The organism is Butyrivibrio sp. AE2032 (assembly GCF_000702965.1).
The window spans coordinates 2,152,037-2,175,509 of record NZ_JNLF01000005.1 but is presented as its reverse complement, the minus strand read 5'-3'; the positions used below and the strand labels follow the sequence as shown (position 1 = coordinate 2,175,509).

The following is a 23,473-nucleotide window of genomic DNA, read 5'->3' as shown; positions in this document are numbered from 1 at the left end:
TTAGAGCAGGCTCCTGCACTCCGAATAAAGCGTACTGTATTCCCTACCGCGCTTGCGCATCACGTTCTCAAGATATTCTTCCCATACCTTGGCATCTTTCTTATCGTCTTTCACGATCGCTCCCTGCAGCGCGCTCGCAAGTTCGGCATCCGTTACCTTGCCGTTGCCGAAGCTTCCAGCCAGAGCCATGCTGTTCACGATCAGTGAAATCTCTTCTGCCGTCGAGAGCACACCGCTGGTCTGTGCCAGCTTAACTTTACCGTCGATAGTCTGTCCTGCACGCAGCTCGCGGAAGATGGTCACAACTTTTTCCACGGTATTTGCATCCGGCATTGAGGCACGAAGTTCAAAATCATTAGCCAGTTTGGCTGCTCTTGTCTGAACGATCTCCATCTCCGCTTCGATAGATGCCGGTGCCGGCAGGACCACGATGTTGAAACGGCGCTTCAATGCGGAACTCATCTCATTGACACCTTTATCTCTTGTATTAGCGGTAGCTATGATGGAGAATCCTTTTTTCGCGGCCAATTCCTCAGACAGTTCAGGAATGGCGATGCGCTTTTCAGAAAGGATCGAGATCAAAGCATCCTGTACTTCGCTCGCACAGCGGGAGATCTCCTCAACGCGTGCGATCGCTCCCTCCTCCATTGCCGTATAGATCGGGCTCTTGATGAGACTCTCATGAGACGGGCCCTTGGCAAGCAGCATCGCATAATTCCAGGAGTAGCGGATCTGCTCCTCAGTAGTGCCTGCCGTACCCTGGATAACGCGTGATGAATTGCCGTTGATCGCGGCACTTAAGTTCTCCGAGAGCCATGACTTGGCCGTTCCGGGATCGCCTATCAGAAGCAGTGCACGGTCCGTGACCAGTGTTGCAATACAGATCTCGACCAGACGCTTATCACCGATGTACTTCGGTGTGATCGTCTTATTGCCCGCTTTGCCGCCACAGATATATGTAAGCACCGAACGCGGCGACATCTGCCAGCCGGCCGGTTTGGGATCTTTGTCTGCTGCGATCAGGGCATCGATCTCTTCTTTGTAGGTGTCTTCTGCGGAAAGCCGCAGGATCTCGTTTTGATTCGCCATTTTACTACCCTCCGTATATTCAGATCATTTCATCTATAACCCGCATGATCTTCTGCCGGTCTTCATTTCTGACCTTTGAGAACATCTTGTTCAGCTTGTCTTTTGCATATTGGTATTCTTTAACCATCTGCTCATGATCAGGGATCTCCACACGCATGCTTCCGTACCAGCCGGCTCCCGGTGCGACACTCGGCCTTAAGCTCTGCACTTCCGCATTCTTGCAGACGAATTCATAGTACAGATCGACTCTTCCCTTTTTATCCGTGATAAGTTTGTGAACCGGCGTACCATAATATACCGACGGGTGTGCCTCTATAGCCTTTTCCAGGAATGGTATTGCAGCTTTCATGATCCGCTCATGTTCCCATGGTCCGACACTGTATGCACCATAGACAGTATCTTCGCACAACTCCCTTGTTGCCGGATCACTGCTCAGACAAAGCTTGGAAAGACTCACGCAGCATTCCGCCGCAGCATTGAAGCTCTTAAGCGCTGCCGGATCTGTCAGTACATCCAGTATCGCCTGCGGAAGCTCTGTGCCGATCTTCCTGGTAAGGAAATCATACCCGCGTGTCCACTCGACACGATACTCGCCGGAAGCCGGAATCAAACGGATCTTCCGGAGCATTTCAGATGTAAACTTGTAACGGGCAGGGCATTTATCATCCTCACAGTAATTGCCTGTGATCATGTCCTGAACGCGCATCAGATCAGAAACTTTCAAAGTGCCATTTACCAAACCGCTATATGCGTACGCTCCCGAAAATCTTTCAGGACTTTTTGCATAAAGCCGTTCGATAAGTTCATCCGCACCGGGAATGCCTTCGATCAGATTGCTGATGAGGATCGATGTCCCCACATTCCTTCTGACGCCTTTATTCATCAGCTTCAACATTCTGAGGAACGCTTCTTCTGCAACCGGTCCCGTCTTTCTCTCCAACAGGGTCATTTTCGGCGGCTTTTTATGATCCGCCTCACATAATTGAACATACTTCAAAACACACGCCGCAGCAGTTTCTGACGGAGATACCCTTATCAGCTCCTCATCAGATGCGGAGAAATCGTCTTTCGCAAGCATTTTCTCGAAATAGTTCTCGATCCCGGCTGCCCCCGCACGGGCCAGAGATTCAAGTGCTGCCGCTTTGATCTTACCCTTACCGGTCTTATATAACTCCATTAGGACATCTTCATTAGCGGTGCTGCAGGAGAGTGCATTTATAGCCTCCAGGCGGACCTTCTGTGATATCGATTCGTTCTTAGCAAGTTCCTGATACCAGTCATTCTCTTCGGCACCATATACACTTGCTATCACCTTTATCTGTCTTCCCTTTGCCGCTTCATCATTCAGATCCAGGCTGTCCTTATAGATCTGCTTCAAACCGTCACCGCAGATCTCCAGAACAAGTGCGGCAAATCTTTCTCCATATTCCGAGGCTCTGCCATTCAGTCCGTCGGCTACAGCCCTGCCAAAGCGTATGTCAGTGAGCACTCCGGGATACTTATCAGCGATCTTTATGGTATTCTCGCTTCCCTTACGCAGCAGTTCCAAAGCTTCCTGCATCTCTCTGTAAGTAACATTACCCACCGGAGGATCCTGCTCCCAGATTCCTGCTTTTTCCTTCTGACCTATGACTTCACCGCCTTCAGGCTCTCCGTTCTGTCCGAGCGTTACCGCGATCGCATCAGCCAAAGCTATGCAATCCGCCAGAAGCGATGATGCATCTTCTCCTGCTTCAAGAAGCTTCTCGCATTTTTGTTTGAGCGCAGCAAATACCTTGCCCTTCTCAGCAAGTGAACCAAGGTCCTCCACGGCACGCTTTAAGCGGAAATCCTCAGCAATGATGCTGCTGCCGGCCAGCGCCGCATTATATAACCTGTCACGCACTTCATAAAAAACTGCTATCTCCATATTGTCCTCCGCTTTCCTTTTTTCGAATCCGCCATCGCTGCTTTATATCAAACGCAAAATCGCAGACCGTGTAACCACGGCAAGCGGCACCATGTAAACTTTTTTATCTTCTGCCGAATACCGGATCTCACCCAGGACTGCGCCTTCTTTGCAATAACGTTCCGGGAGATGTCTTAATGTCTTAAGGCAGCCTTCATATTCGGAGGATTCGCGCAGTTCTATGGATTCTTCTCCTTTCCTGAGCGCTATCACGCCTTCCGGCGAGACGGTTATGCAGTCGAATGCGATCAGCATTGCGACTGAATCGTCTGACAATGTATTCTTCAGTTCGTTCTTAGCTTCTTTTACGGCGGCATTGATCCCGTCTCTTGCAAAAGACATCACTTTACCCGGTATTTCCGGACCGCAGGGCTCGCTCACGGCCTCATCCCAACGGATACGTCTGTTGATCCCGCCGGGATAGAAATACAGTTTCTTCACTTTGTACAATTCAAAAGCGCTGTCATCGGCACGCACATATTTCTTTGCTTTCACCGGACGGATATTCTCAGTCTTGGAGATCACGCCGCCCGTCAGATCGATCCAATATGCGGTATCTGTCTCGGTCTGTGCAGCCTCATCCCACAGCACAGTAAAGGAGAGCTGCACAAGTTCGGCATTTTCTTTATAGAGACCGAGTTCCTCAAGCTGGTCTAAGCGCCAGATGCCTCCCAGCTGCTCGTATAGAATGTCGTCCTTCGGTCCGAAATCGCCGCTCTCGAGCTGTTTCTCCAGCCATGCCCTGCATTTCTTAGCCGCCTGGTCGAGCTGAACCAGTTTCTCTACAAGTTCCTTCTCTCCGTACTGACTTCTGTCTGCCTGCACCGCCAGAATGAAACGCTGCAGCAACAGCTGCAGGCCGTTCAGATAGTAATCACCCAACTGCTTCGCGAGATCCTTATATTTGCTGACAGAACCGCTGTTTACTGTACCAAGTCCCGCACTAAGCATCTCATTCGTAAAATCGGAAACCAGGGAAAGACCTTCCATCTGGCGGGCGATCTTTTTCTTCGCTGCCGCATCAGCAGAAGCTTTCTTTTTCTGTGCTTCTTTCTGAAGTTCTTCTTCGGACTTCGGTGCCGCATCAGCAGAAGCTTCCTGCTTAGCCTTCTCTTCGCGCTTCTCGATCTTTTCGCGCTTGCGTGCTATGTCCTCAGGTACATCGCCAGTCTCAAATGTCCTGCCTGATGCAAAGTCCAGCATCAGTGCCAGCGCATGCTTGCACGGGAACTGTCTGCTCGGGCAGCTGCAACGGCTGATCACTGAATCTCCTGACACATCAACCGAAGTATGGTACGGCTCCTTTCCGGACCCTTTGCAGTCACCGTAGATCAGCGTCCTGTCTGCGGTGATCTTTCTTCCGGTAAAATCCCCTTTCGATGATATCTTGCGTGCATTCGCCAGTGCAGAAGCATTCACTGCATTCCGCTGTACATATTCTTCTGTAAGTACTGAAATATCCATAGATCTCCCTTTCTTTCCCCGACATCAAACAGCCCTGTATTTTGAATTATAACATTCCGGCAAAGATTCTCGGCATACGAGACAGTTTGCGGGAAGCGTGATGTGAAAAGTTCAATTCTTTTAACTGCTTGGTTTTATGTTCCATCACATATTATCTATGTACCAATCAATATCCAGATCAGCCCTGACTTTCGAACAAAAGTCTATTACATCACCCCGACAGACTTGAAACTGTTAATCCATTCTCGACAGAACAAAATCAGGTGCTTCTCCTATAATTACTGAATCTGTGACATCAATCACTTCATACCCGTCTTCTTTATACCGATCTATAAATAACTGCTCACTTTCAAAAACAATTTCTTTCCCATACCAGGGCTTTCCGGATTGAGGTGTCAGTTCCAAATATATAACTTTGTTTTCAAGATAAAAGGTCAAAATGGTATGGAACTTTCCGTTTTGTCTGTCATGTAACAGCCAAATCCTGCTTGGAACACTGTATTCATCGAGAATGGATCTCATCAGCACAACCGCATCATGGCAAGTCCCGACTTTAGCTTGCTTTGTATCTTGCGGATCTTGAATGCGGTATTCTTTCAATAAAAGTTCAAAGAATTCATTATCAAAACCCTGTGAAAAATCGGGTTTGTACGTTACCCCATTCAAATAGAAACCGTATTCATAACCATTATCCATCAGTTCTTCTCTTAACAGATCACAAGCTTCCTTAATTGTCATTTTTTAACCCCACAACTCCAGATTTACCATCATCTATAAAACCGATCATAACGTTTTCTATAGTATTTATGAACCCGATAAGGCTTTGAACAAATCCAAAACTGCCATTGTTGAAAATAAAAATACCCCTGATTTCTAAGAGGTATCGGATCTTTTAATCGGAATCTGTTTATGCGTGTGACAGATCCGGGAAGTACAGCTTGTCGCGTTCTATAGATTCAAGCTCAGATCCTCTGTAGAACAGCCGGTAATCGTCTGCTCCGTCGTAGAGCAAACAATCACAGAGTGCCTCGTCTTCGCCAAGAGGGACAAAGCCGAGCCATAATCTGTTTCTGACATCGATGCGTTTTATGACTTCCGCAAGGCATGCCTTTTCCTTACAAAGAACGGAACTTAAAACAGTATCGCCGTCCTGCTCCTTTACGATGAAGCAGTCAAGATCAGAGGAGTAGTAAACGCTGTCCATTCCGGATGTGTAGAACATCTGGAGACCAAACTTGTTTATCTGTTCGAATGCTGAATGCGGACAGCTCCGGCGAACGAGTCCTCTGTACTTCTGTTTTATGTCTTCGCCCATTTCGCTGACGGGTATGAACGGCTCACCGGTTTTTCCGCTGTTGCAGAATTCCTCTTTGACGAAATACCTGTACTGGTTCGCGATGACAAAGCCCATCTTCCTGTAAAAGCCCACTGCGCTGAGGTTTCCGAAAAGATATATGCCGTCGCACTTGTCCTCATACTCTTTGATGACGTGCTGCATCAGCTTTGCGGCAAGGCCCTGTTTTCTGTAGCTTTCGTCAGTCATGACTGTGCCTAACTGAATGTAGTTTTTGATGGCTCCGTTCTGCGTGAACCTCATCTTATTGGCGGAAACATTAGAGATCATCACACCGTTTTCCACCAGGGAATAGGGAATGTAATCCCCTTCAAAATATCCGTTTGTAACCCATCCTTCAAAATCAAATCCAAAAGTCTTCCGGGTCAGAGCATTCAACATGTGACGTGATTTTTCGTCTCTCATGTAGCCGCTTATTAATTCCATGATCAATTCTCCCGCAGGCTGTAGACTATTAATCAGTATGTCTTATTATTTCCGGTTTCTTGCCGTTGTTTTCCGCTTCCGCAGATATGCGGTGAACGGCACCAACCTGTTCCTTGGAAATATCATTTACTTCAAGCGATGAACCGCAGTGATTGCAGAAACGCATATCCTGTTTTGCATCCGAACCGCAGTTCGGGCAGTTGTTGTAATACCACTTTTTGCTCAGCATTGAAGCAATGGATCCCTCTGTAAGCATCCTCTCAAATGCCGCATTGTTATCTTCAACTATTCTCAGTGCGCACTTGTGCAAAAGATTGTCTCTGACGAGTACAAGAACATAACATGAGATCGCGCAGAGCAGTGTAACTCCTGCCGGGAAATAGAAGACCAGTTCGTCAATAAACGCGAACGCCTCATCGGTCATTTCCATATGCTCAAAATATGGAATGACAACCTCATAAAAGAACAGCGTCGAGATTCCGGAAATGATGCCGATGATAAGCCATACAATAGATCTCATCCAGATGATCTTCGGAGTCCTCTTGATTAGCTCTTTTACTTTCCTGATGTTTTCTTCGCCGAAATCCCTGTCATAGAAAGCTATGCGGTATTTGTTGCCGGACTTCGCAGCCCAGGAAACCTTGTCACTTACAGAGCCACCCGGAGCATAGTTTTTATAATCCGCCTTCCATACCTGAACCTTGGCAAATCCCATGGTTCGATAGTTAAGGTTATAAATACCGGTGATCCTGTCGTGCTCTTTCAATGAAAAATAATAGAGAAAAACACTCAGAGCAAATATACCGAGGTTAATAAGGTTCATCCCGGGCACATAGCCCATTGCAACCGAATAACCGAAGTAGCCGAGACCGACAAGTACCAGGACGGCTATTCTGACGATCGTATCTTCAGAATCGCCGTCGAAACCTCCACCATAATAACCTCCGCCGTGGTATCCTCCACTATGAAAGCTTCCGCCTCCAAAGCCACCGCCGTGAAAACCGCCGCCGCTGAAATGATGTCCGCCGCCGTGGAAACCGCCACCGTGATGTCCGCCTCTTGCCATTTTACTATCCCCTTTCAAGAATAGATTATAAAGTATCGGGGAGTTTTGTAAATGACACTTGATTTGAAAAGCATGAGGCACGTTATATCAATCCGATTCTACATGTTATAATCCCACTAATAGATGAAAGCCATTGTTTATTATCTATGGTTCCTGGCATATAAATATGGGAGTAACAGCATGGACAATTCTACCGGAGACAAGATCAGTTTAAGAAAGGCAACAACAGAGGAAATTGAGTATTTAAAAGCAAAAGCCTCAAAACGTGACAAAGAACAGCGCAAAAAACTCATACCGATCTTTGTGTTTGTGCTTTTGGTCTATCTGGGTTTGACTATATACAAACACAATATCCTTAATATCTGCATATTTGCATTTGGAATTGTTGCTTTTTGCATATATCTTTTTGTTCTCAGTAATGCTTTTTCGAGACAGATCACAAAAGGAAAGTTCAGCGTACAACGCGGCACTATAGTTGACAAAAGAAAATCAGAGTTTAGCGATAACGAAATATATCCGAAAGTCGTTTTTGAATCTGATGACGGTATAAGAAGTCTCATTGCCGTCGAAAAACTTGACTATCCCAACTTCTCTGAGGGTCCTTGTATCGCTATCAAATGGGATAATTATGAAGATACGGATGTTTATGAGATCGTTATGCTTGATAATGAAAAATAAGACACAAGGATGAATAAAAATCTACAAACAAAGCCTTGGTCATTGTTTCTCTCCAAACGGGTTACTGATCATATTCAATACCAATTCATCCTGCAGTTTCTTTCGTGAGATTCTTAAGCCAGATGTATTTATTGTATCTCCACTTGATGAAAGGCACCTTTACGATCTCATCCAGACACATGACCACATATATAACCATTACCGGAAGATGCAATACAAAGCAGGCTATAAGCGCCAGCGGGATCGCAAAGCACCATGTCGCGATCAATACACTTATCCCGTCATAAATCGAATCTCCGCCTGCCGGAAAGACTCCGCAGGTAAAAATGGTATTGTATGCGAAAGCAAACATATAAAACGCAAGGAATATAAGCATCTGTACCAGGTATTGCTTTGCCTGGGGTTCCAGCACATAGAATATGTATACAAGCGGACCGACTATGCATACCAGCCCTACATTTATGATTCCCAAAAGCAACGTCACTTTCCAGCTGCGAGCACCGTATCTTTTTGCCTTATCGAGTTCATTCCGTCCAAGGAGCTGTCCTATCATGATTCCTATACCGGTTGCGAAGCCGTGTGTAAGTCCCTGTATCAGCTGCTGGGCAACCGTGGTTACAGATGCCGCAGCTGTGGCATCCGTTCCGAGATGTCCCAGAATGAATGAGTGCATTGTTATACTGAGTCCCCACGACAATGATGATGCCAGCATTCCCGGGATGATCTTCCACATATCCCGCTCATATTCCTTCGAGAAATAGAACAGTGTGTCTTTCTCGATCCTGATCTTCTCATTTCGCTGAGTCCATATAACACACCAGGTCAGGGCAATGATCTCCACAACGATCGTCGAATAAGCAGAACCGTTTGCGCCTAAGGCGGGAATCTTTCCAAAACCATAGATCAGGAAGAAGTCGGCTGCCATGTCCACCGTTACGGTAACGACAGAGATCCATACGCTCAGCTTCGCATGTCCCGAGACCTTCATGATCATCAGGAAGCTGCTCAATACAGCTGTTAAAACAAACGAGAAGCATACTATCCTCAGGTATTCCGAACCGATCCGGATCAGCTCCTGTTCAGGTGATAATATTCCAATGATCTGCTCTGCGAAAAAGAAAGCACCTAATGTGAAGACCACGCCGATGCCTACGGCATACCGTATCGACATTGCCAGAAATCTTCTTACGTTCAGATAATCACCTTTGCCCCAGTATTGTGAGACCAAAACGCTGGCCGCTACAACAGTAGCGCCATAAAACAGGGACATTACAAAAGAAACCTGATTTGCAAGTGATACCGCAGCGATAGCATCCTGCGTCAACCGCCCGAGCATAAGAGCATCCGATGCCCCGACAAGAGACGTAAGAAGATTCTGTACCGCCAAAGGCACCGCAAGACTCATAAGCTGCTTATTGAAATCTTTCTTTTCATCCAAATCCATCAACGCAACTACCTCATTAGTCGATTACGATGCCTGTCTCCTGACCCATTATATAACAGAGCCGGAAGAGATATCTCATCCGGCTCATATCTTTCCTGATAAAATGGTCTGCCAGACTTATTAGATTCAATTAGAAAACAGAGATCTTCCCGTGTCTGTTTTGATCGGTATAGCTTATATGTACCGCATGTTTAAAATTGTATCTGGCAAAAACGTCGCTTTCGTCGTCCGGAACGTTTGAAAGACTGGGCTTCTCATCGGAAATCTTGGGGTCAGACCAACCGATCCGTTTATGATGTTCTTTAAAATCGTCCAGATTGGTTATGTTATCCGAACTGTAAATAGAGACTGTAAAGCCAAAAACTTCATTTTCATTGCATACAGGTTTAAAGTCTTCAAAACTCTTATCACTCAGGTCCTCTTCGGGATCTATCTTTCTTCGACAATGTCATAAACAAACACTTCATGTATTTCTTCGCTATAGCCTTCATAAAACCCTTTAGGCATTCCCGCAACGATCTTTGCTCCCCTGTTATATAAGAGCAGAAGCTGTCTATGGTCCTCATCAAATGTCAGACCTTCGATCTCACCCTGTTTTATCACATCATCAAATGCTTTTTCAGGAATGACTTTCCCGATGTCTTTGTCACCCGAAATATCTATCCTGTACATATGGTCCGGTTCATCATTATCCGCATTTCCGTCATCACACGTCACATACAGGCTTCCGTTAAAACAGGCTATGCCCTGCAGCCATTGCGGGACGGGATCCATTTTCAGTTTGCCCTTGTAATCTCCCGTATCAAGGTCGTACATATAGAGATAGCTGCTGGATTCGTCATCGATCCATGAGGTCATATACACGGTCCGTGAAACGGGGTCCACGGCAATTCCGCTGCACTCAAGCTGACCTGTGTCGGAGCGGAACGGGAATACTCTCTTGAGTTCCAATGTGTCACCGTCATAGACTGCGACCTGTATGTTTTTCCCTTCACCATCCGAAAAGTACTCGACTCCCAGATACAGCTCATTGTTATACACATCGATATCGCCGATATGGTTGACTTCCAGCGTGTAGCCCTCAAACGGCTCCGTATTTTCCGATATGAGATTCCAGCTGCTGTCATATTTTGTCAGCGTAGTGGATCCGCTTACCCAATAGCAGCCTTTCTCAGAACAAACGCCCTGCCGGCCTGCAACAGGATGAACATCCGCGAGTTCGTATTTAAAACCGGCTTTTGTTTTGCCGCATCCGATAAGCATTATCGAGCTGACAAGGCTGAGTATCACTAACAGTTTTTTCTGCATTTTCCCTCCACAGCAGGCTCCAAAGTGCGATTGTCTGATAAGCGTAGATTAGCAATTAACAGCAAATGAATCAAGGAATTCAGCGTACCGGCCTACCGTTCATATATCCAAAAACTACCGCTTGTGTCATTTCTGTTTATCCGCAGATCCCGGCACGGTAAGATCGGCTCAAATACAACAAAAGGAGTCTGGAATATGGGATATGCAATTAAGACAGAAGGACTGACGAAGACCTTCAAGGACAAGGTCGCGGTAGACGGACTCACGCTGAGCGTGAATGAGGGCGAGCTGATAGCGCTCCTCGGTGTTAACGGTGCGGGAAAGACGACGACGGTCAGGATGCTCACGTGTCTCACAAACCCCACCGGCGGCAAGGCCGAGATCCTGGGGCATGATGTGGTCAGCGAGAGAGACCTCGTAAAGAGTCTGGTAGGCGTGTCACCGCAGGAGACGGCAGTTGCAGAGAACCTTACGGTAAGAGAGAATCTGGAATTCATAGCTGCGCTCTATCTGCCCAAGGATAAGATAAAGGCGGCAGTCGACCGTACGATAAATGCTTTCGGGCTTAAGGAATTCGAGAACAAGAAGGCAAAGCTCCTCTCGGGCGGATATAAGCGCAAGATCTCCATAGCGATGGCAACCATCGGCGGGCCTAAGATACTGTTCCTGGATGAACCGACACTGGGTCTCGATGTGCTCGCCAGAAGGCAGCTGTGGCGCGAGATCGAGGTCTTGAAGAAAGACACGACGATCATACTTACGACCCACTACATGGAAGAGGCACAGGCGCTGGCTGACAGGATCGTCATAATGACCGAAGGCAAGGTAAGGGCGGTCGGAACACTTGACGAGCTTGAGGCCATGACAGGTAAAAAAGGACTTGAGGATGTTTTCGTAAGCGTTGCGGAAGCTGAGGTATAAGGAGATATTATGATGAACAAGACATTAGCTTTTTCAAAGAGGAATCTGCTGGAAATGGCAAGGGATCCCTTAAGCTGGATCTTCTGTGTAGCGTTTCCGCTGGTAATGCTGATAATAATGACGGTAGTTAACACGGCGATCCCCAAGGAAGCCGGAATGACGATCTTCAGGATCGATAATCTTGCCGGCGGCATCGCCGTCTTCGGGCAGATGTTCGTTATGCTCTTCACGGCGATCGGTCTTGCAAAGGACCGCGAGAGTTCGTTCCTCGTAAGACTCTATTCTTCACCGATGAAAAACAGGGATTTCCTCATGGGATATCTCCTGCCGATGATCGTAACCGCAGTCATTCAGGTAACGGCATCATTCATCGTTGCACTGGTGATCGCGCTTATCACAGGCTATGAGATCAGTGTTTTGGGACTTCTGCTCTGCATCGTAATGGTCATTCCTTCCGCACTGATGTTCTCATCGCTCGGACTGCTGTTCGGCACTCTCCTGAATGAGAAAGCAGCTCCCGGCATCTGCTCGATCCTTATCTCTGTCGGCTCGATGCTCGGCGGCATCTGGTTCGACGTGGAAGGCGTCGGCGGCATCATGCAGAAGGCAGCAAAGTGCATGCCGTTCTACTATGCAACCAGGATTGCACGCTCTGCCATCGATCTGGACTTCGGCATGGACACTTTCATCTTGCCGCTCATAGTTATGGTCTGCTGTGCCCTTGTCATAACGGTACTTGCAGGTGTGGTTTTCGGTCACAGGATGAGGAGCGATCTGAAGTAATGGTAATGCCCGGATGAAACCGCGTTCGGGAGCCGGATACATGTATTTTCAAGTGTGTAACATTGTTAAATAATGCTATACTCGGGTTATGAAGATCAGCACGGATATCGACAGCAAATATAAGGAGCTCGAGCTCAAAGTCTGCAGCGGAGACATGACCGGTGAAGTCAGGTCCGTTGTAAACGAGCTCCATGAGATATTCGACAGGAACCTGACCGGAACCGATGAGAAGGGCAACAAGAGGATACTCCGCAGGAGCGAGATCTTCTCCGCCTATTCGGAAGGTCAGCGTGTGATGATACTGACTATCGACGGCCGCTTTGTTGTGCCGCAGAAACTCTATGAACTCGAGAACGAACTGCAGGAGGCTGACTTTATCAGGATCTCCAAATCAGAAATAGTAAATATAAGGAAGATCAGATCACTCGACATGAGCATCACGGGAACGATCAGACTCGTCATGAAGAACGGCTACGAGACATACGTCTCACGCCGCAACGTCGCAAAGATCAAAGAACGGTTAAAGAAGGTCAGGGAGGAAAACTCATGAAAAGCATGCTTAAAGAGTACCTGACCAGGATCGCCATAAGCTTCTCAGTCTCGGCATTCATGGGTATACTGATCAACCTCATTATTGACGCTGTCGCGAATGCAACAGGTTCAGAAGGTTTTATCTCGATGTCGCCCCAGTACGTCGCGCTCTTCCCCACCCCGGTCATCGCCGCATACTGCAACGTGCTGATCTACGGGCTCATCGGCGCGGTATTCTCAGGCGCGACAGCCATATATGAAGTTGAACGCATCGGATTTGTAATCCAGAGCCTCATCTACTTCCTGATCACCGCTGCCGCCAGTATGGGCATCACAGTCGTGCTGTGGCAGCTGCACCGCTATCCCGCGGCCTTCATCAGCACAATGGCCGGTTATCTCGCAACACACATCATCATGATCACTATCGAGTACAGGAAAGTCAAAGCCGACATCAAAGCGATAAATGAGCTGACGGAGTAAGAAATATTAACAGATACCGGCACCCTTATTTTTCAGAGTAATACTGTTCTCGTTCCCTGGCTTCCTCTCTGCTCTGCTTACCGAACGCAACCATAAACATGATCACGAATATAGCGATTGCGGCGAATGGAAGCATAAAACCTATCTGGAAATACCAGAATCCCAAATTAAGGAAAGCGCCTATAAGAAAATATGCCAGGAACAATAGCGGGACGATTATGAATTTCGCTATGGATACGGGTCTGTTGCATTTGCCTCTGCCGTTCGTACCGCTTGCCACGACATTGTATATCTTGCCGCCGTATCTGCAGCCGGCCAGATATACGGGAACAAGAACATATCTGAACTTGACGTTATAGTACTCGGTCGAACAGATAAGATTCGAATAGCAGTCCGCGTGTTCATGCTCACGCGTGGATTCCATGATCTCCTTTTTGAGTCCGGTTGTCTTGGCATAATTCCATGCCTCGTCGATGCCTATCGTATAGATCTCTGCTGCCATGCCGGATAATGTTTCGGGCGTGTACGGCAGGCTCTCACGGCTCTTAAATGAAACCACGGAATTTAACATCCTGTCGTTAAAAAACTTCCTGCTTCCGCAGACATTAAATTCACTGATATGCTTTTCGGCTATGCCGGTCTTCTGATACATGTTTGTCCTCTGACTGTCACCGCTTCCCACCGTAAATCCGAACCTGCCGGAGTATGTTGTTACCGCGTCTGCCTCAAAGGTCCAGTAAGGGATATAGAGCGGAACCAAATCCGATAAGAATTTCCCTTTTCTGAATTTTTCCGGTGACCAGAATGCGAATTTGTTCCATCGGTAGAACTTCTCCGCAACCTGCTCCTTCGTAAGCGTGAAAGGAATTATCGCACTCGGAGCGACGCCGCAGTCGGCATCTTCTGCCGACAATACGACTGCCGAACCGCAGTAAGGGCACATGCCTGACATCTGGTCCGAATCATAGAGCATCTGCGCACCGCAGCTCTTACATGTTACAAGTCTTCTGGTTACGCCCCAATTGGTGCCTGAGCCTCTTAAAGCTGTCGCAAAGTCGAATTCTCCTATTACAACGCCTTCTTCGGGCCGGTGGAGACGCTTTACGGTTCCGCATAGATCACATACCAGACCATAGCTGGCAATATCATATCTCAGTGTTCCGCCACAGTTGCTGCATTTCATAGACAGTATCCTCCTTATCCCGCATCTATTAGATTATAGATTATTATTCTTTCTCAAACACCAGTAATTTGCCGCGTTCAAGGCTTTCGAAAGTAACCCCGCCCTTTTGTTGGTAATAAGGGCTGTACACCTTCTCGAAATGTATCCCCTGCAGATCCTTTTCGATGTATCTGAATCCGCATCCGCTTATTTCTCCGATCAGTTTTTTATATGTGTACTTGCACTTCTTTTTATCCTTATCCCGGAAATTCGACAGATGGAAAGGCAGGACCGCAAGAATGCCGCCATTCTTCAGAGTCCTTTTTGCTTCTTCAAGCATCACAAAACGGTGGAGCCCGTTATATGTTTTTTCTTCTCCGTGAAACATGTCCGCATAGATGACAAGATCGAAAAAGCCATCTTCAAAATCATGACGGTAATCTTCTCTTCCCTCGGCCGGAATAATGCAGCCGAACTTCTCATCCTTTGCCTTCCCGCTTACATAGTCAAGGCACTGCTTATTGATATCCACGGCATACACTTTGCATTTCTGACCGAAAGCATATGATGCCGCAAAAGAATAGTTGCCGGCACCGCATCCGTAATCAAGGATCACCGGATCGCTCACATCGAGGATCGCGGAAAAGATATCCGCTCCTTCCTCTTTCTCCCATTTGTTTACATCATCGAAAATACTCATATCTTTTCACCTGCATACGATTATACGACACCGCTTTCCGTAATCCTGAATCTTAAAGAATCTATATCCAGTTCGGCTTCCGCGCCGTATGGCAGGATAAACATCGGCGAAGAATGCCCGAAGTTCAGTCCGCCCATTACCGGAAGATCTGCACAATGGTATTTATCAGTGACAACTTGTCTTATCCTTTCAGCATACGGCTCAAACCCGCTTTGCATCCTCATCTTTCCGATGATCACGCCTTTAAGGATCTGCAGGTAACCTTTCACGCCAAGCCAATCGAAAAAATCCGCCATATAATCCACGGTACAGAATTCCGGTATATCCTCAAAGAACAGTATGCTGCCGTCCATATCTTCCCTGCGGACGATCTCTGAACCGTCGGAATTTCTTATGGTTCTGAGATCTCCATGCCCTCCGAAAAGCCTGCCACTTATTTTTCCCTTGCCTTGAACATAACAGTATCCGCTGTTATCCGTATATGTCTTTCTACAAGACTTATCCGTGAGATTGTCTTTGCTGAAAGACCAGTCCTTTGAAGCAGTTATCTCTCCTATGGGAGCGCTGTCAAAGAAAACCTTCTCAAACCAGTACCGGCTGTATGGATGCCACCCGCCCGTTTCCGCGACAGTCGGCAGAAGATTGTCTCCGTAAAATGTCATCAAGCCTGCCCTGAAACAAAACAGATGCAGTGCCATAACATCAGAATAGCCGCAGAAGATCTTAGGATTACAGGTTATTGTTTCCGCTGATAAATACGGCAAAAGAGTTGCAGCATCGTTTCCTCCGATCGCCGCCATTACCGCCTTTATCTCCTTGTTCCTGAAGGCCCACATGATATCGTCCGCTCTTGACTGCGGATTATTCTTAAGATATTCCGTACCTCTGAGAGCATTGGGTGAAGGTACCACATTCAGGCCCAATTCTTTAAGTCTTTGACAGCCCAGGTGATATTTCCATAAAACGCGTGGAGATCCGGCACAGCCCCATGAAGGACTGATTATCGCTATGGTATCGCCTTTATGAAGTCTTCCCGGTCTGATCATTTCCTATTACTTATCCTGATGGTAAACGGAACTTAAGTCATTCGTCGTTGCTCAGAAATTCGATCTTGCCGTCACGGCCGACTTTAATGGCTGTACCACAGAACTTACAGATACCCACGGTTCCTTTGCGGATCTTGTTGCCGCTGCCGCCGCAGTTAGGACAGGGAATGGCCATGTACTGGGTTTCCAGTTCATCCTCATACTTTTTGCGGTCGAGATCCGCCTGTTTCTGTTCGGCGATGGCCTCTTCCTTGCGTGCTTCCTCTCTTGCCTTAAGAGTCTTGTGGTAAGCAACGTTTTCCTTGCCGCTCCTTCTGATGGAAGCGATGCAGATTACCGCGATGATGACCAATGCTCCGACGACAATGATCGCATATGCATAACTCTGGAATGACTGGTCTATCATCATGGTGTCGGCAGCCTTAACAAATGCATCGCCAACAGTACGGCCGGGATGAGCACTGGCAGGTTCGTACATGTAGCTTAAACAATCCTTAAGAATCTGTTGGGCCTCTTCATCCATTACCTGCTGCTTTGCATTCTCGCCCGGAAGACACTGCCAATAATATATTCCGTTGACTTGAGTACTCTTACTGATTGCAACTATAACATGGCCTCCGTCAGACCCGAAGAGTTCTTCATACTTATTAGTCATGAGCTGCATTGTCGGTTTCTTTGTGGTTGATGCCTCCAGTGTGGCGGACATATAGGTGACAGGATAATATGTGACCCAAAGAAAAGGCTGAACGCCGGTCTTCTCATAGAAATATTCCATCCCGCTGATGATATATTCTTCCTCACCGTTTGGAAAGCAATTACCTGCATCATTCAGGTACCAGATATCGCTCCTCTGGCACTGATCGGCAGGCAGTGCTCTTCTCTGGATCGTCGATTTGGTCAGCCAGCTGTCTTTGCTGGTTACTATATGAAAGACAACCCCGACCGTGATCAATGCCAGGATCGCGGCTGCTATAATTACCTTTTTCTTGTTGAGTTTTGTTTTTACGGTATCTTTGTCCCGTCTTTCATTTCTACATATCTCAATCTTCATACTAAACCGTCCCTTATCCCAACTCGAACGGACATTTCCGTATAAATGGATTATATCAAATATTATTGGAATGTGGCGGATAATCGGTTTCGGGCAACTGACCCTGATCCTTCCCCGTCAGATACTGACAAATCGTTTTTCTCTTGCAACTTTTTCTGAAACCGGACTGTATTTATGGCAGAAACGTTCAAAAAGGAGAAATGAATATGAACAGATTGATCAGAAAGATAGCATGCGCCGTAATGGCATTTACACTTATTGCAGGTGTTTTTACAGGCTGCAAATCAAGTGTTTCTTTTTCAGGTGCTTTAACAGCAGATCTGCCGGAGTACACTTCAGTAAAAGACCCGTCCGGCAGCCTTCCCGAAAAAGGAACTGTCGGAGACATGGAATACCGGATACTCGGGAAGGATCAGTTCGGCTGCTACAACAAGGACAGAGGTTATTATGTTGATATGCTCGATCAGCCAAACTCACCTTACTTCATAGTTATCAGTGCAGGAACAAAGACAGCCTCCGGTGCGGATATCAGGTTCTACGATTTCGGAATGCAGGATTCAACGCTCGTTATAGTGGTCGAAGAATATAAGGATTCCGGAATCGAGTACACAGGTCTTGAGTGTCCCTGCGCCGTATTGGAATTGGACCATATGCCCGCGGATCTTCTTATCGTCAGCACAACAGGTGAACAGTTCAACGAGATCTCACTCTGATACAGTAATGTTCACCTTCGGTTTCATGCCTGTTCTTAATACTGCTGATATGAAAGCATTAATGCGTTCTCTTGTCCGAAGCTAACTCATAAGCCGTATACTCATGATCGAATTCATAACCGAATTTTCCAGACAATCGAACCGAATACATATCGTGTGCATCCCAGCTCGGGTATAGTCCTTCATCAAGACAGGCAAGTATCAATGCCGAACATACGATGCTTGCCAGACCCTTGCGGCGCTCAGCAGGAACGGTATCCACTTCGATCTCGATGCCTTCTTTATATCTGGTATAAGAAGATGCTCCGGACACAAATTTGCCGTCCTTGAGGATCACCAGCCCGCGTCCCAGTTCCAGATACTTTTCTTTGCTCCCGAAAGCAGACACAAAATCAGCCGTTACCGGATCTTTCACACACAGATCGTAGATATCTGAATCTATCTTTTTGAGTTCATAACCTTCGGGTAACAGGGCAACCGTTTTTTCGAGCTTATCCCTGTCGAAAACTGTATCTTTCCTGATGGCATAACGTGTAATTTTTCGCGCGTCAGGGAAACATTCTTCGATAAGCTCAGACCACCTGTCATTCTGAGGAACCATGATCACAAAACCGTCTGGCTTCCCGAGCAGCAGTTCCCTGTCCGGCTCACCTGCCGGAAAAGCAAAGCATCCTACGAATGCCATTGCCGATTTTGGGTTTCCGGTATCAGTAACATATACCTTACCCATTACTTTCTGAATGCAGGAATATATCAGTGTTATTTCCCATCCGGCAAACAGTGATTCAACCTTTGACGTGTCTTCCAATTCGAATACCATTGCACGTAACCCCCTTAATAATATGCCAAACCGCAGACAGCAATAATCACCGCAACCGACAAAATGATCCTTCTGATTATTACTATGCTTTTCTTCATTGTGTTTTTCATTTTTGTCCTTAGTTTTCCAAAGAGCTGTTCGGCATTACATAAAAAACGCCGTTATCGCAAAACAGCAGGCTTCTATTGCCGCAAGCGGTGTCATCACGTATTTCTCTTTTTTACTTGGAGAAATGATATTCATGACTGTGTTTACTGCAAAGAATCCCGCAAAAACAAAACAGATGATCTTTGTCACTTTGACGGCAAACCACATGTTCATCAGCCCTCCGCCCTGAATGATCATTGCGGCTCCGAAGAGCTGGAGTATTACAGATGATGCGGCTAATATCCTGTACACCGGAGGCAGGACTTTATATCTTCCTCCCATGGTAAACTCTCCCAACGGAAGACCTGCTATCAGAAGGATTTCCATTACCGCAACTGCCAGAAGCAGTATTGCTCCGGCTACCGAACATACAGTTGAGATCATATCAGTTCCCCTTCTTTGCTATCTTCTCCGGATCGGCGCCTTCATTAAGAATGAAAGCATCGGCAGCATTGTTGATCATTTCCATCATCTCTTTTTCGGTTCCCTTTAGGACTCCTGTCGCAAGCATCGTCGCAATTCCGTGGGAATAGATGATCGTATTCCTCACAAAACGGATCACCTGATCTTCATTAAGTCCGGTCTGTTCTGCGATCCTGGCGATCATCTCTTTATTCTTTGCAGCGCCGATGTCCTTAAGGTTATAGGGCTTGCCAACCGGATTCTCACCCAGATAAAGGAACTTGAACAGATTCGGTTCCTTTAATGCCATCTTCACATAGGCTCTTCCCAGGAACTCGAAGCTCTCCAGTTTATTCTCATAGCTTGAAGCAGCCTTTTTTGCCGCATAAGCCATTGCATATTCTGAAAGAGCCTGCCTTAATCCGCCCATGTTCTCGAAATGCCAGACGATAGGCTGAGTCGAACATCCGATCTCCGATGCCAGAGTTTTGACATTAACCGATGCATATCCGTCCCTGATGAGCATCTTTAATGCTGCTTCAAGAATGACTTCCTTTGATATCGTGGTTTTTCGTGCCATAAGTTTTCCTTTGTATAAACATGTTTATATAATTACGTTTATATTATACTCCAAGCAATGAGTTGTCAATATCACTTGCACAGAAGCAGATCAACGTCTCAAATGATTCGGCAACTATGCGGCAGTGCCGAATCATTTGCCGTATTTTTCTTCAATTAACCTGGAAAAATCTTGCAAAAATATGGCATAGCCGAATCTCTGCCGATTTTTAGTGACCGTATTGCTCTCTAAACCCCGGTTAAAACCTCGGTTACTGCCGGTTTTTTAGCCGGACTTTTTGATAATGTCTAAGCATTTCACGGATGATGTAATGCGGGTCAGCCTTTCAACCCTTCATCGATAAGTTCCTGGATATCGTACCTGCTGTATAGATCTATGCGGGCGTAGATGTGACCGTGCGCGCTGAGATCGTCAACAAACGTGTGGTAATTATCGCGGTCAGGAACATCCGGCAGCCGCAAAGGATACCAGACATCAGAACCGCCAAACAGCACGATCACATATGACTCCGTCGTCTTAGACCAGGTGACAAGGTCATCATGCAGCGAGCGGTCAAAAGACAGCGTCTCCAGGACTTCAGGATAGATGAACAACTTAAGGCTCAGCATGTCTTCCATATCTTCGGTAACGGCAAGTTCTGCCCCGCTGCCTTCAGCCTCAAGCGCATTTCGCAGGTATGAAAAGTCGACGCGGAAGTAACCGAGTTCTTTCATGCACTGAACATAATACGGATAGTAATCATAAGAAAGCGGCTCTGTTCCCTCGTTAACAACGTAAGGATTGTCACCTGCCGGCCTGTCTCCGGTCAGGAGATAGTAGATCTCATCAATGTAACCTTCTTCCCCTTTCATATCGAGCGCAGCACGGATCGAATCAAAATCCTGGGCATACTGCCAGGTGCGGATCGCAAATCCGTGGACAAGGAAATCATATATGACCTCAGGGGTTGCAACTTCGGTGTAGGTCTCACCGTTCTTCGCGAGGTATTCACAACATCTGTCCTGGAGTTCACCGCGGTTCTTTATGGCTTCAACCTGCAGTTCCAGGACCATCTGACGGTATTCCGCGGCCAGCTCGGGACCGTATCTGTCGTCACCGATCGTCTCGTAGATGTTTTTCATAAAGCAGTCTTCCTGCGGACTCGACATGACCGGTGCTATCTGAGGAACAAAAACGTTCGCGTCTTCAGGGAAATACATTGACTGGACCATCGTGGCGATGCCGCCTTTGCTCGCGCCCGTCATCATCCATTTGGCGGGCATTACCTTTTTAAGTTCGGTTATGATGTGGTGGAAATCACATGCCGCATTATAACTCGTCAGGTATTCCCAGTATTTGGGATCGTGATCGTCCAGATCCTCAGGCTTTGACTTTCCGAAAAACCTATATTCGGCACTGATGAAATTCACGACGTGACTTGCAGCATAAGCGTCCATTAAACTGGCGTAGACCAGCGTGTTGTCGTTCAGGAAATACCCTCCGACATAGAACTCGTTAACGCCGGCTTTGGTGTAAGTAAGCGAGACTCTCTGCTCAAAAGCGCCTTTGGACGGATCGTTCCAGTCGAGAGGCTGCTCGAAATATATGACATAATTCTTCTGGTCACTAAAGGTAATGTTTTGAGAACCCGTATTAACATCCGGCGAGATGGAAATATCTTCGACGCGGGCGACCCCGTCAAGTGATTCAAGAGCTTCGACGGTCAGTTCCGGGATCTGCTCTTCTGTTTCAGCTGTTGTCTCAGTTACGGTTTCAGTTTCTGTTTCAGATGTTTCAGTCTCCTGTTCCGGCTGCGGCCGGGAAGCGCAGCCCGTCAGGTTGTTTACCGCAATAACAGCCACTGCGCCTATAGTGATTATCTTTTTAAGATCATATATTTTTTTCATGGACTTATTTCCTTTTGCACTAACAATCCGCGCCGTATCTCCGGAGCAGCTTGAGGTTATGTTCCCTGCGCCTTGCAAGTTCCTCCGTTGTCTGACGGCGTATTCCTTCATCCTCCATAATGTGGATTATCTCATTGTTGACCAGACGGATATAATAAGGCTGTTTCAGTTTAGCTCTTACAAAACCCAGCGGCATTAAAGCCTGTCCGAAGATCTCATCAAAAGCCGATATAACTGCCGCGTCCGTTTCCATATTCCCACCGCTTGTTATCATTTATTCCACATACATGACAGTCTCTAATTCATCAAATCCGTAGTGCCTGAATGCTATTCTGTAATCAGGATGCATTTCGAGAACGAGGTCAGCCAATGTGACAAAGTCTTCGAACTTATGGTAGACGGATATAGCCATTCTCGGACGGTTTTCCATGATAAGTTTACGGGCGCCGAGAAGAGCTTCATACTCCGCGCCTTCGATATCCATCTTGATGAAAGTGATCCTCTTGCCCTCAAGCACATCATCAAGGGCTACCGTCTCGATCTCCTCAACACCTTCAAAGTTTCTTTTTTCAGCCTCTTCCCTGCTGATGATGCATGAGGTCTCAAAAGCATCGGCAGCAAAATAAACCTTCTTATTTACATCAGAAGTACCATAGGGATAGAGCTCGCATTTTCCGAGCGGCGCCAGGACTTCCCTGCTCGTCTCATAATTCTTCGGATCAGCTTCGAAAGAATATATGTGGTCAAAACCCTTACGGCCGCACCATCCCGCAAAGTTGTAACAGGTGGCGCCGTCATAACAGCCGCAGTCAACAAAGACTTCATTTTCTTTTGCTTCGAAATAATCGAAATACTGTCCCTGGTTATTGCGCCAGTCAAAGATTCCGCTGCGGATATTCTTTTCGTCTATTCCGACATCTTCGACAAGACGCTTCTTTACCTCATCAGCGACAGTCTTTACGGAATAAGAAATGATGAATGTCTTATCGCCATAAAGAGTCTTGTTCTCATTAAGCTCCTTCTCGGTAATTACCTTGATCCCGGTCTTTTCATCAACAGGGCCTTTGCTCTCATCCTGGTCAATGAACGCATCGACCTTCACGCCGAAACGCTTAAATCTTCCGGCAAGATAATGTCCCGCAACGCCTGTGCCATAGATCAGGCAGTGCGAACCTTTTTGGAGCTTCTCAACATACACCTGCATGTCACTGTTCAGATTTCTGTACTTTGGCTCAAGACCCGTTATATAACCCACATCGCCCGTCGAAGCATATAACATCCTGGCATCGAAGATCTTCTTTGATATCTCATCGTTAAGATGTGCATATACGTTTCTTGCCATCTCCAAAAAACGGGTATCCGCATTGCCGGATTCTCTGAGTGCCTTTTGCTTGTCAGCAGTCTCGTCAGAACCGTATCCGACGCGCTTTTCCTTATCAGATGTACTCATTCCTTTATCCTCTCTGTACACATT

At 46.8% G+C, this 23,473-nt stretch carries 24 protein-coding genes; 6 read left to right on the top strand and 18 right to left on the bottom strand.

The window, feature by feature from the left end; genetic code table 11:
• The 6 genes from BO18_RS27305 to BO18_RS35155 form a co-directional block, all read right to left on the bottom strand.
• Nucleotides 1–1,089 carry an ATP-binding protein gene (locus BO18_RS27305; RefSeq protein WP_034451047.1) on the bottom strand — a complete coding sequence of 363 codons (1,089 nt, stop codon included), beginning with the start codon at nt 1,087–1,089 and terminating at the stop codon, nt 1–3.
• A gap of 19 nt (nt 1,090–1,108) precedes the next feature.
• Nucleotides 1,109–2,998 (bottom strand): hypothetical protein, encoded by a 1,890-nt coding sequence (locus BO18_RS27300; RefSeq protein WP_034451045.1) that lies wholly within the window; start codon nt 2,996–2,998, stop codon nt 1,109–1,111.
• Nucleotides 2,999–3,040: 42 nt separating this feature from the next.
• Entirely contained in the window at nt 3,041–4,501 is a 1,461-nt protein-coding gene (locus tag BO18_RS27295; protein ID WP_034451044.1) for an SWIM zinc finger family protein, read from the bottom strand.
• 234 nt (nt 4,502–4,735) lie between these two features.
• Complete coding sequence (locus tag BO18_RS27290) at nt 4,736–5,239, bottom strand: hypothetical protein (protein WP_034451042.1); 504 nt, start codon at nt 5,237–5,239, stop codon at nt 4,736–4,738.
• A 169-nt stretch (nt 5,240–5,408) separates the two neighbouring features.
• A complete protein-coding gene (locus tag BO18_RS27285) occupies nt 5,409–6,281 on the bottom strand; it encodes a GNAT family N-acetyltransferase (protein ID WP_034451041.1) in 873 nt (290 codons plus the stop codon).
• Between the two features lie 28 nt (nt 6,282–6,309).
• Nucleotides 6,310–7,347, bottom strand: a complete 1,038-nt coding sequence (locus BO18_RS35155; protein WP_034451040.1) for a zinc ribbon domain-containing protein — start codon at nt 7,345–7,347, stop codon at nt 6,310–6,312.
• 180 nt (nt 7,348–7,527) lie between these two features.
• On the opposite strand from BO18_RS35155, the gene BO18_RS27275 reads away from it, so the two are divergent.
• Nucleotides 7,528–8,025: a hypothetical protein gene (locus tag BO18_RS27275; RefSeq protein WP_034451038.1), complete on the top strand. Its 498-nt coding sequence runs from the start codon at nt 7,528–7,530 to the stop codon at nt 8,023–8,025.
• An 85-nt stretch (nt 8,026–8,110) separates the two neighbouring features.
• Here BO18_RS27275 and BO18_RS27270 read toward each other — a convergent pair whose 3' ends face one another.
• Nucleotides 8,111–9,469 (bottom strand): MATE family efflux transporter, encoded by a 1,359-nt coding sequence (locus BO18_RS27270; RefSeq protein ID WP_034451037.1) that lies wholly within the window; start codon nt 9,467–9,469, stop codon nt 8,111–8,113.
• A gap of 429 nt (nt 9,470–9,898) precedes the next feature.
• A complete protein-coding gene (locus tag BO18_RS27265; RefSeq protein ID WP_034451034.1) occupies nt 9,899–10,777 on the bottom strand; it encodes a YncE family protein in 879 nt (292 codons plus the stop codon).
• Between the two features lie 195 nt (nt 10,778–10,972).
• On the opposite strand from BO18_RS27265, the gene BO18_RS27260 reads away from it, so the two are divergent.
• The 4 genes from BO18_RS27260 (at nt 10,973) to BO18_RS27245 (ending at nt 13,492) form a co-directional block, all read left to right on the top strand.
• Complete coding sequence (locus tag BO18_RS27260; protein ID WP_034451033.1) at nt 10,973–11,698, top strand: ABC transporter ATP-binding protein; 726 nt, start codon at nt 10,973–10,975, stop codon at nt 11,696–11,698.
• A 12-nt stretch (nt 11,699–11,710) separates the two neighbouring features.
• The gene (locus BO18_RS27255) at nt 11,711–12,481 is read left to right on the top strand and encodes an ABC transporter permease (RefSeq protein ID WP_034451031.1); all 771 of its coding nucleotides are present in this window, start codon (nt 11,711–11,713) and stop codon (nt 12,479–12,481) included.
• Nucleotides 12,482–12,569: 88 nt separating this feature from the next.
• A complete protein-coding gene (locus tag BO18_RS27250; protein ID WP_034451029.1) occupies nt 12,570–13,031 on the top strand; it encodes a LytTR family DNA-binding domain-containing protein in 462 nt (153 codons plus the stop codon).
• A complete protein-coding gene (locus BO18_RS27245) occupies nt 13,028–13,492 on the top strand; it encodes a DUF3021 domain-containing protein (RefSeq protein WP_034451027.1) in 465 nt (154 codons plus the stop codon). The genes BO18_RS27250 and BO18_RS27245 overlap by 4 nt, the downstream gene beginning before the upstream one ends.
• Nucleotides 13,493–13,517: 25 nt before the next feature.
• Here BO18_RS27245 and BO18_RS27240 read toward each other — a convergent pair whose 3' ends face one another.
• From BO18_RS27240 to BO18_RS27225, 4 genes are read right to left on the bottom strand one after another with little or no spacing between them, the layout of a single operon-like run.
• Nucleotides 13,518–14,675 carry a TFIIB-type zinc ribbon-containing protein gene (locus BO18_RS27240; protein ID WP_034451026.1) on the bottom strand — a complete coding sequence of 386 codons (1,158 nt, stop codon included), beginning with the start codon at nt 14,673–14,675 and terminating at the stop codon, nt 13,518–13,520.
• Nucleotides 14,676–14,718: 43 nt separating this feature from the next.
• Complete coding sequence (locus BO18_RS27235; RefSeq protein ID WP_034451024.1) at nt 14,719–15,354, bottom strand: class I SAM-dependent methyltransferase; 636 nt, start codon at nt 15,352–15,354, stop codon at nt 14,719–14,721.
• Between the two features lie 20 nt (nt 15,355–15,374).
• On the bottom strand, nt 15,375–16,400 hold the full coding sequence (locus BO18_RS27230; RefSeq protein ID WP_034451022.1) for a S66 family peptidase: 1,026 nt from the start codon (nt 16,398–16,400) through the stop codon (nt 15,375–15,377).
• Between the two features lie 37 nt (nt 16,401–16,437).
• Nucleotides 16,438–17,451, bottom strand: coding sequence for a hypothetical protein (locus BO18_RS27225; RefSeq protein WP_034451020.1), 1,014 nt, complete (start codon nt 17,449–17,451; stop codon nt 16,438–16,440).
• A 206-nt stretch (nt 17,452–17,657) separates the two neighbouring features.
• Between BO18_RS27225 and BO18_RS27220 the strand changes: the two genes are divergently transcribed.
• Complete coding sequence (locus BO18_RS27220) at nt 17,658–18,164, top strand: hypothetical protein (protein WP_034451018.1); 507 nt, start codon at nt 17,658–17,660, stop codon at nt 18,162–18,164.
• A gap of 58 nt (nt 18,165–18,222) precedes the next feature.
• On the opposite strand, the gene BO18_RS27215 is transcribed toward BO18_RS27220, so the two are convergent.
• The 6 genes from BO18_RS27215 to BO18_RS27190 all read right to left on the bottom strand — a co-directional run bounded on the left by BO18_RS27215 (nt 18,223) and on the right by BO18_RS27190 (nt 23,449).
• Nucleotides 18,223–18,984, bottom strand: coding sequence for a GNAT family N-acetyltransferase (locus BO18_RS27215; protein WP_034451016.1), 762 nt, complete (start codon nt 18,982–18,984; stop codon nt 18,223–18,225).
• Between the two features lie 144 nt (nt 18,985–19,128).
• The gene (locus BO18_RS27210; protein WP_034451014.1) at nt 19,129–19,515 is read right to left on the bottom strand and encodes a hypothetical protein; all 387 of its coding nucleotides are present in this window, start codon (nt 19,513–19,515) and stop codon (nt 19,129–19,131) included.
• A 1-nt stretch (nt 19,516) separates the two neighbouring features.
• A complete protein-coding gene (locus tag BO18_RS27205) occupies nt 19,517–20,113 on the bottom strand; it encodes a TetR/AcrR family transcriptional regulator (protein ID WP_034451012.1) in 597 nt (198 codons plus the stop codon).
• Nucleotides 20,114–20,430: 317 nt separating this feature from the next.
• On the bottom strand, nt 20,431–21,999 hold the full coding sequence (locus BO18_RS27200; protein ID WP_034451010.1) for a S28 family serine protease: 1,569 nt from the start codon (nt 21,997–21,999) through the stop codon (nt 20,431–20,433).
• Between the two features lie 19 nt (nt 22,000–22,018).
• Nucleotides 22,019–22,252, bottom strand: coding sequence for a hypothetical protein (locus tag BO18_RS35150; protein WP_185752587.1), 234 nt, complete (start codon nt 22,250–22,252; stop codon nt 22,019–22,021).
• A gap of 21 nt (nt 22,253–22,273) precedes the next feature.
• The gene (locus BO18_RS27190) at nt 22,274–23,449 is read right to left on the bottom strand and encodes an FkbM family methyltransferase (protein ID WP_034451006.1); all 1,176 of its coding nucleotides are present in this window, start codon (nt 23,447–23,449) and stop codon (nt 22,274–22,276) included.
• Nucleotides 23,450–23,473 lie beyond the last annotated feature (24 nt).

What these genes read in the sequence shown, in the direction of transcription:
- BO18_RS27305 (WP_034451047.1), bottom strand. Translation starts at nt 1,089, where the DNA reads ATGGCGAATCAAAACGAGATCCTGCGGCTTTCCGCAGAAGACACCTAC.
- BO18_RS27300 (WP_034451045.1), bottom strand. Translation starts at nt 2,998, where the DNA reads ATGGAGATAGCAGTTTTTTATGAAGTGCGTGACAGGTTATATAATGCG.
- BO18_RS27295 (WP_034451044.1), bottom strand. Translation starts at nt 4,501, where the DNA reads ATGGATATTTCAGTACTTACAGAAGAATATGTACAGCGGAATGCAGTG.
- BO18_RS27290 (WP_034451042.1), bottom strand. Translation starts at nt 5,239, where the DNA reads ATGACAATTAAGGAAGCTTGTGATCTGTTAAGAGAAGAACTGATGGAT.
- BO18_RS27285 (WP_034451041.1), bottom strand. Translation starts at nt 6,281, where the DNA reads ATGGAATTAATAAGCGGCTACATGAGAGACGAAAAATCACGTCACATG.
- BO18_RS35155 (WP_034451040.1), bottom strand. Translation starts at nt 7,347, where the DNA reads ATGGCAAGAGGCGGACATCACGGTGGCGGTTTCCACGGCGGCGGACAT.
- BO18_RS27275 (WP_034451038.1), top strand. Translation starts at nt 7,528, where the DNA reads ATGGACAATTCTACCGGAGACAAGATCAGTTTAAGAAAGGCAACAACA.
- BO18_RS27270 (WP_034451037.1), bottom strand. Translation starts at nt 9,469, where the DNA reads ATGGATTTGGATGAAAAGAAAGATTTCAATAAGCAGCTTATGAGTCTT.
- BO18_RS27265 (WP_034451034.1), bottom strand. Translation starts at nt 10,777, where the DNA reads ATGCAGAAAAAACTGTTAGTGATACTCAGCCTTGTCAGCTCGATAATG.
- BO18_RS27260 (WP_034451033.1), top strand. Translation starts at nt 10,973, where the DNA reads ATGGGATATGCAATTAAGACAGAAGGACTGACGAAGACCTTCAAGGAC.
- BO18_RS27255 (WP_034451031.1), top strand. Translation starts at nt 11,711, where the DNA reads ATGAACAAGACATTAGCTTTTTCAAAGAGGAATCTGCTGGAAATGGCA.
- BO18_RS27250 (WP_034451029.1), top strand. Translation starts at nt 12,570, where the DNA reads ATGAAGATCAGCACGGATATCGACAGCAAATATAAGGAGCTCGAGCTC.
- BO18_RS27245 (WP_034451027.1), top strand. Translation starts at nt 13,028, where the DNA reads ATGAAAAGCATGCTTAAAGAGTACCTGACCAGGATCGCCATAAGCTTC.
- BO18_RS27240 (WP_034451026.1), bottom strand. Translation starts at nt 14,675, where the DNA reads ATGAAATGCAGCAACTGTGGCGGAACACTGAGATATGATATTGCCAGC.
- BO18_RS27235 (WP_034451024.1), bottom strand. Translation starts at nt 15,354, where the DNA reads ATGAGTATTTTCGATGATGTAAACAAATGGGAGAAAGAGGAAGGAGCG.
- BO18_RS27230 (WP_034451022.1), bottom strand. Translation starts at nt 16,400, where the DNA reads ATGATCAGACCGGGAAGACTTCATAAAGGCGATACCATAGCGATAATC.
- BO18_RS27225 (WP_034451020.1), bottom strand. Translation starts at nt 17,451, where the DNA reads ATGAAGATTGAGATATGTAGAAATGAAAGACGGGACAAAGATACCGTA.
- BO18_RS27220 (WP_034451018.1), top strand. Translation starts at nt 17,658, where the DNA reads ATGAACAGATTGATCAGAAAGATAGCATGCGCCGTAATGGCATTTACA.
- BO18_RS27215 (WP_034451016.1), bottom strand. Translation starts at nt 18,984, where the DNA reads ATGGTATTCGAATTGGAAGACACGTCAAAGGTTGAATCACTGTTTGCC.
- BO18_RS27210 (WP_034451014.1), bottom strand. Translation starts at nt 19,515, where the DNA reads ATGATCTCAACTGTATGTTCGGTAGCCGGAGCAATACTGCTTCTGGCA.
- BO18_RS27205 (WP_034451012.1), bottom strand. Translation starts at nt 20,113, where the DNA reads ATGGCACGAAAAACCACGATATCAAAGGAAGTCATTCTTGAAGCAGCA.
- BO18_RS27200 (WP_034451010.1), bottom strand. Translation starts at nt 21,999, where the DNA reads ATGAAAAAAATATATGATCTTAAAAAGATAATCACTATAGGCGCAGTG.
- BO18_RS35150 (WP_185752587.1), bottom strand. Translation starts at nt 22,252, where the DNA reads ATGGAAACGGACGCGGCAGTTATATCGGCTTTTGATGAGATCTTCGGA.
- BO18_RS27190 (WP_034451006.1), bottom strand. Translation starts at nt 23,449, where the DNA reads ATGAGTACATCTGATAAGGAAAAGCGCGTCGGATACGGTTCTGACGAG.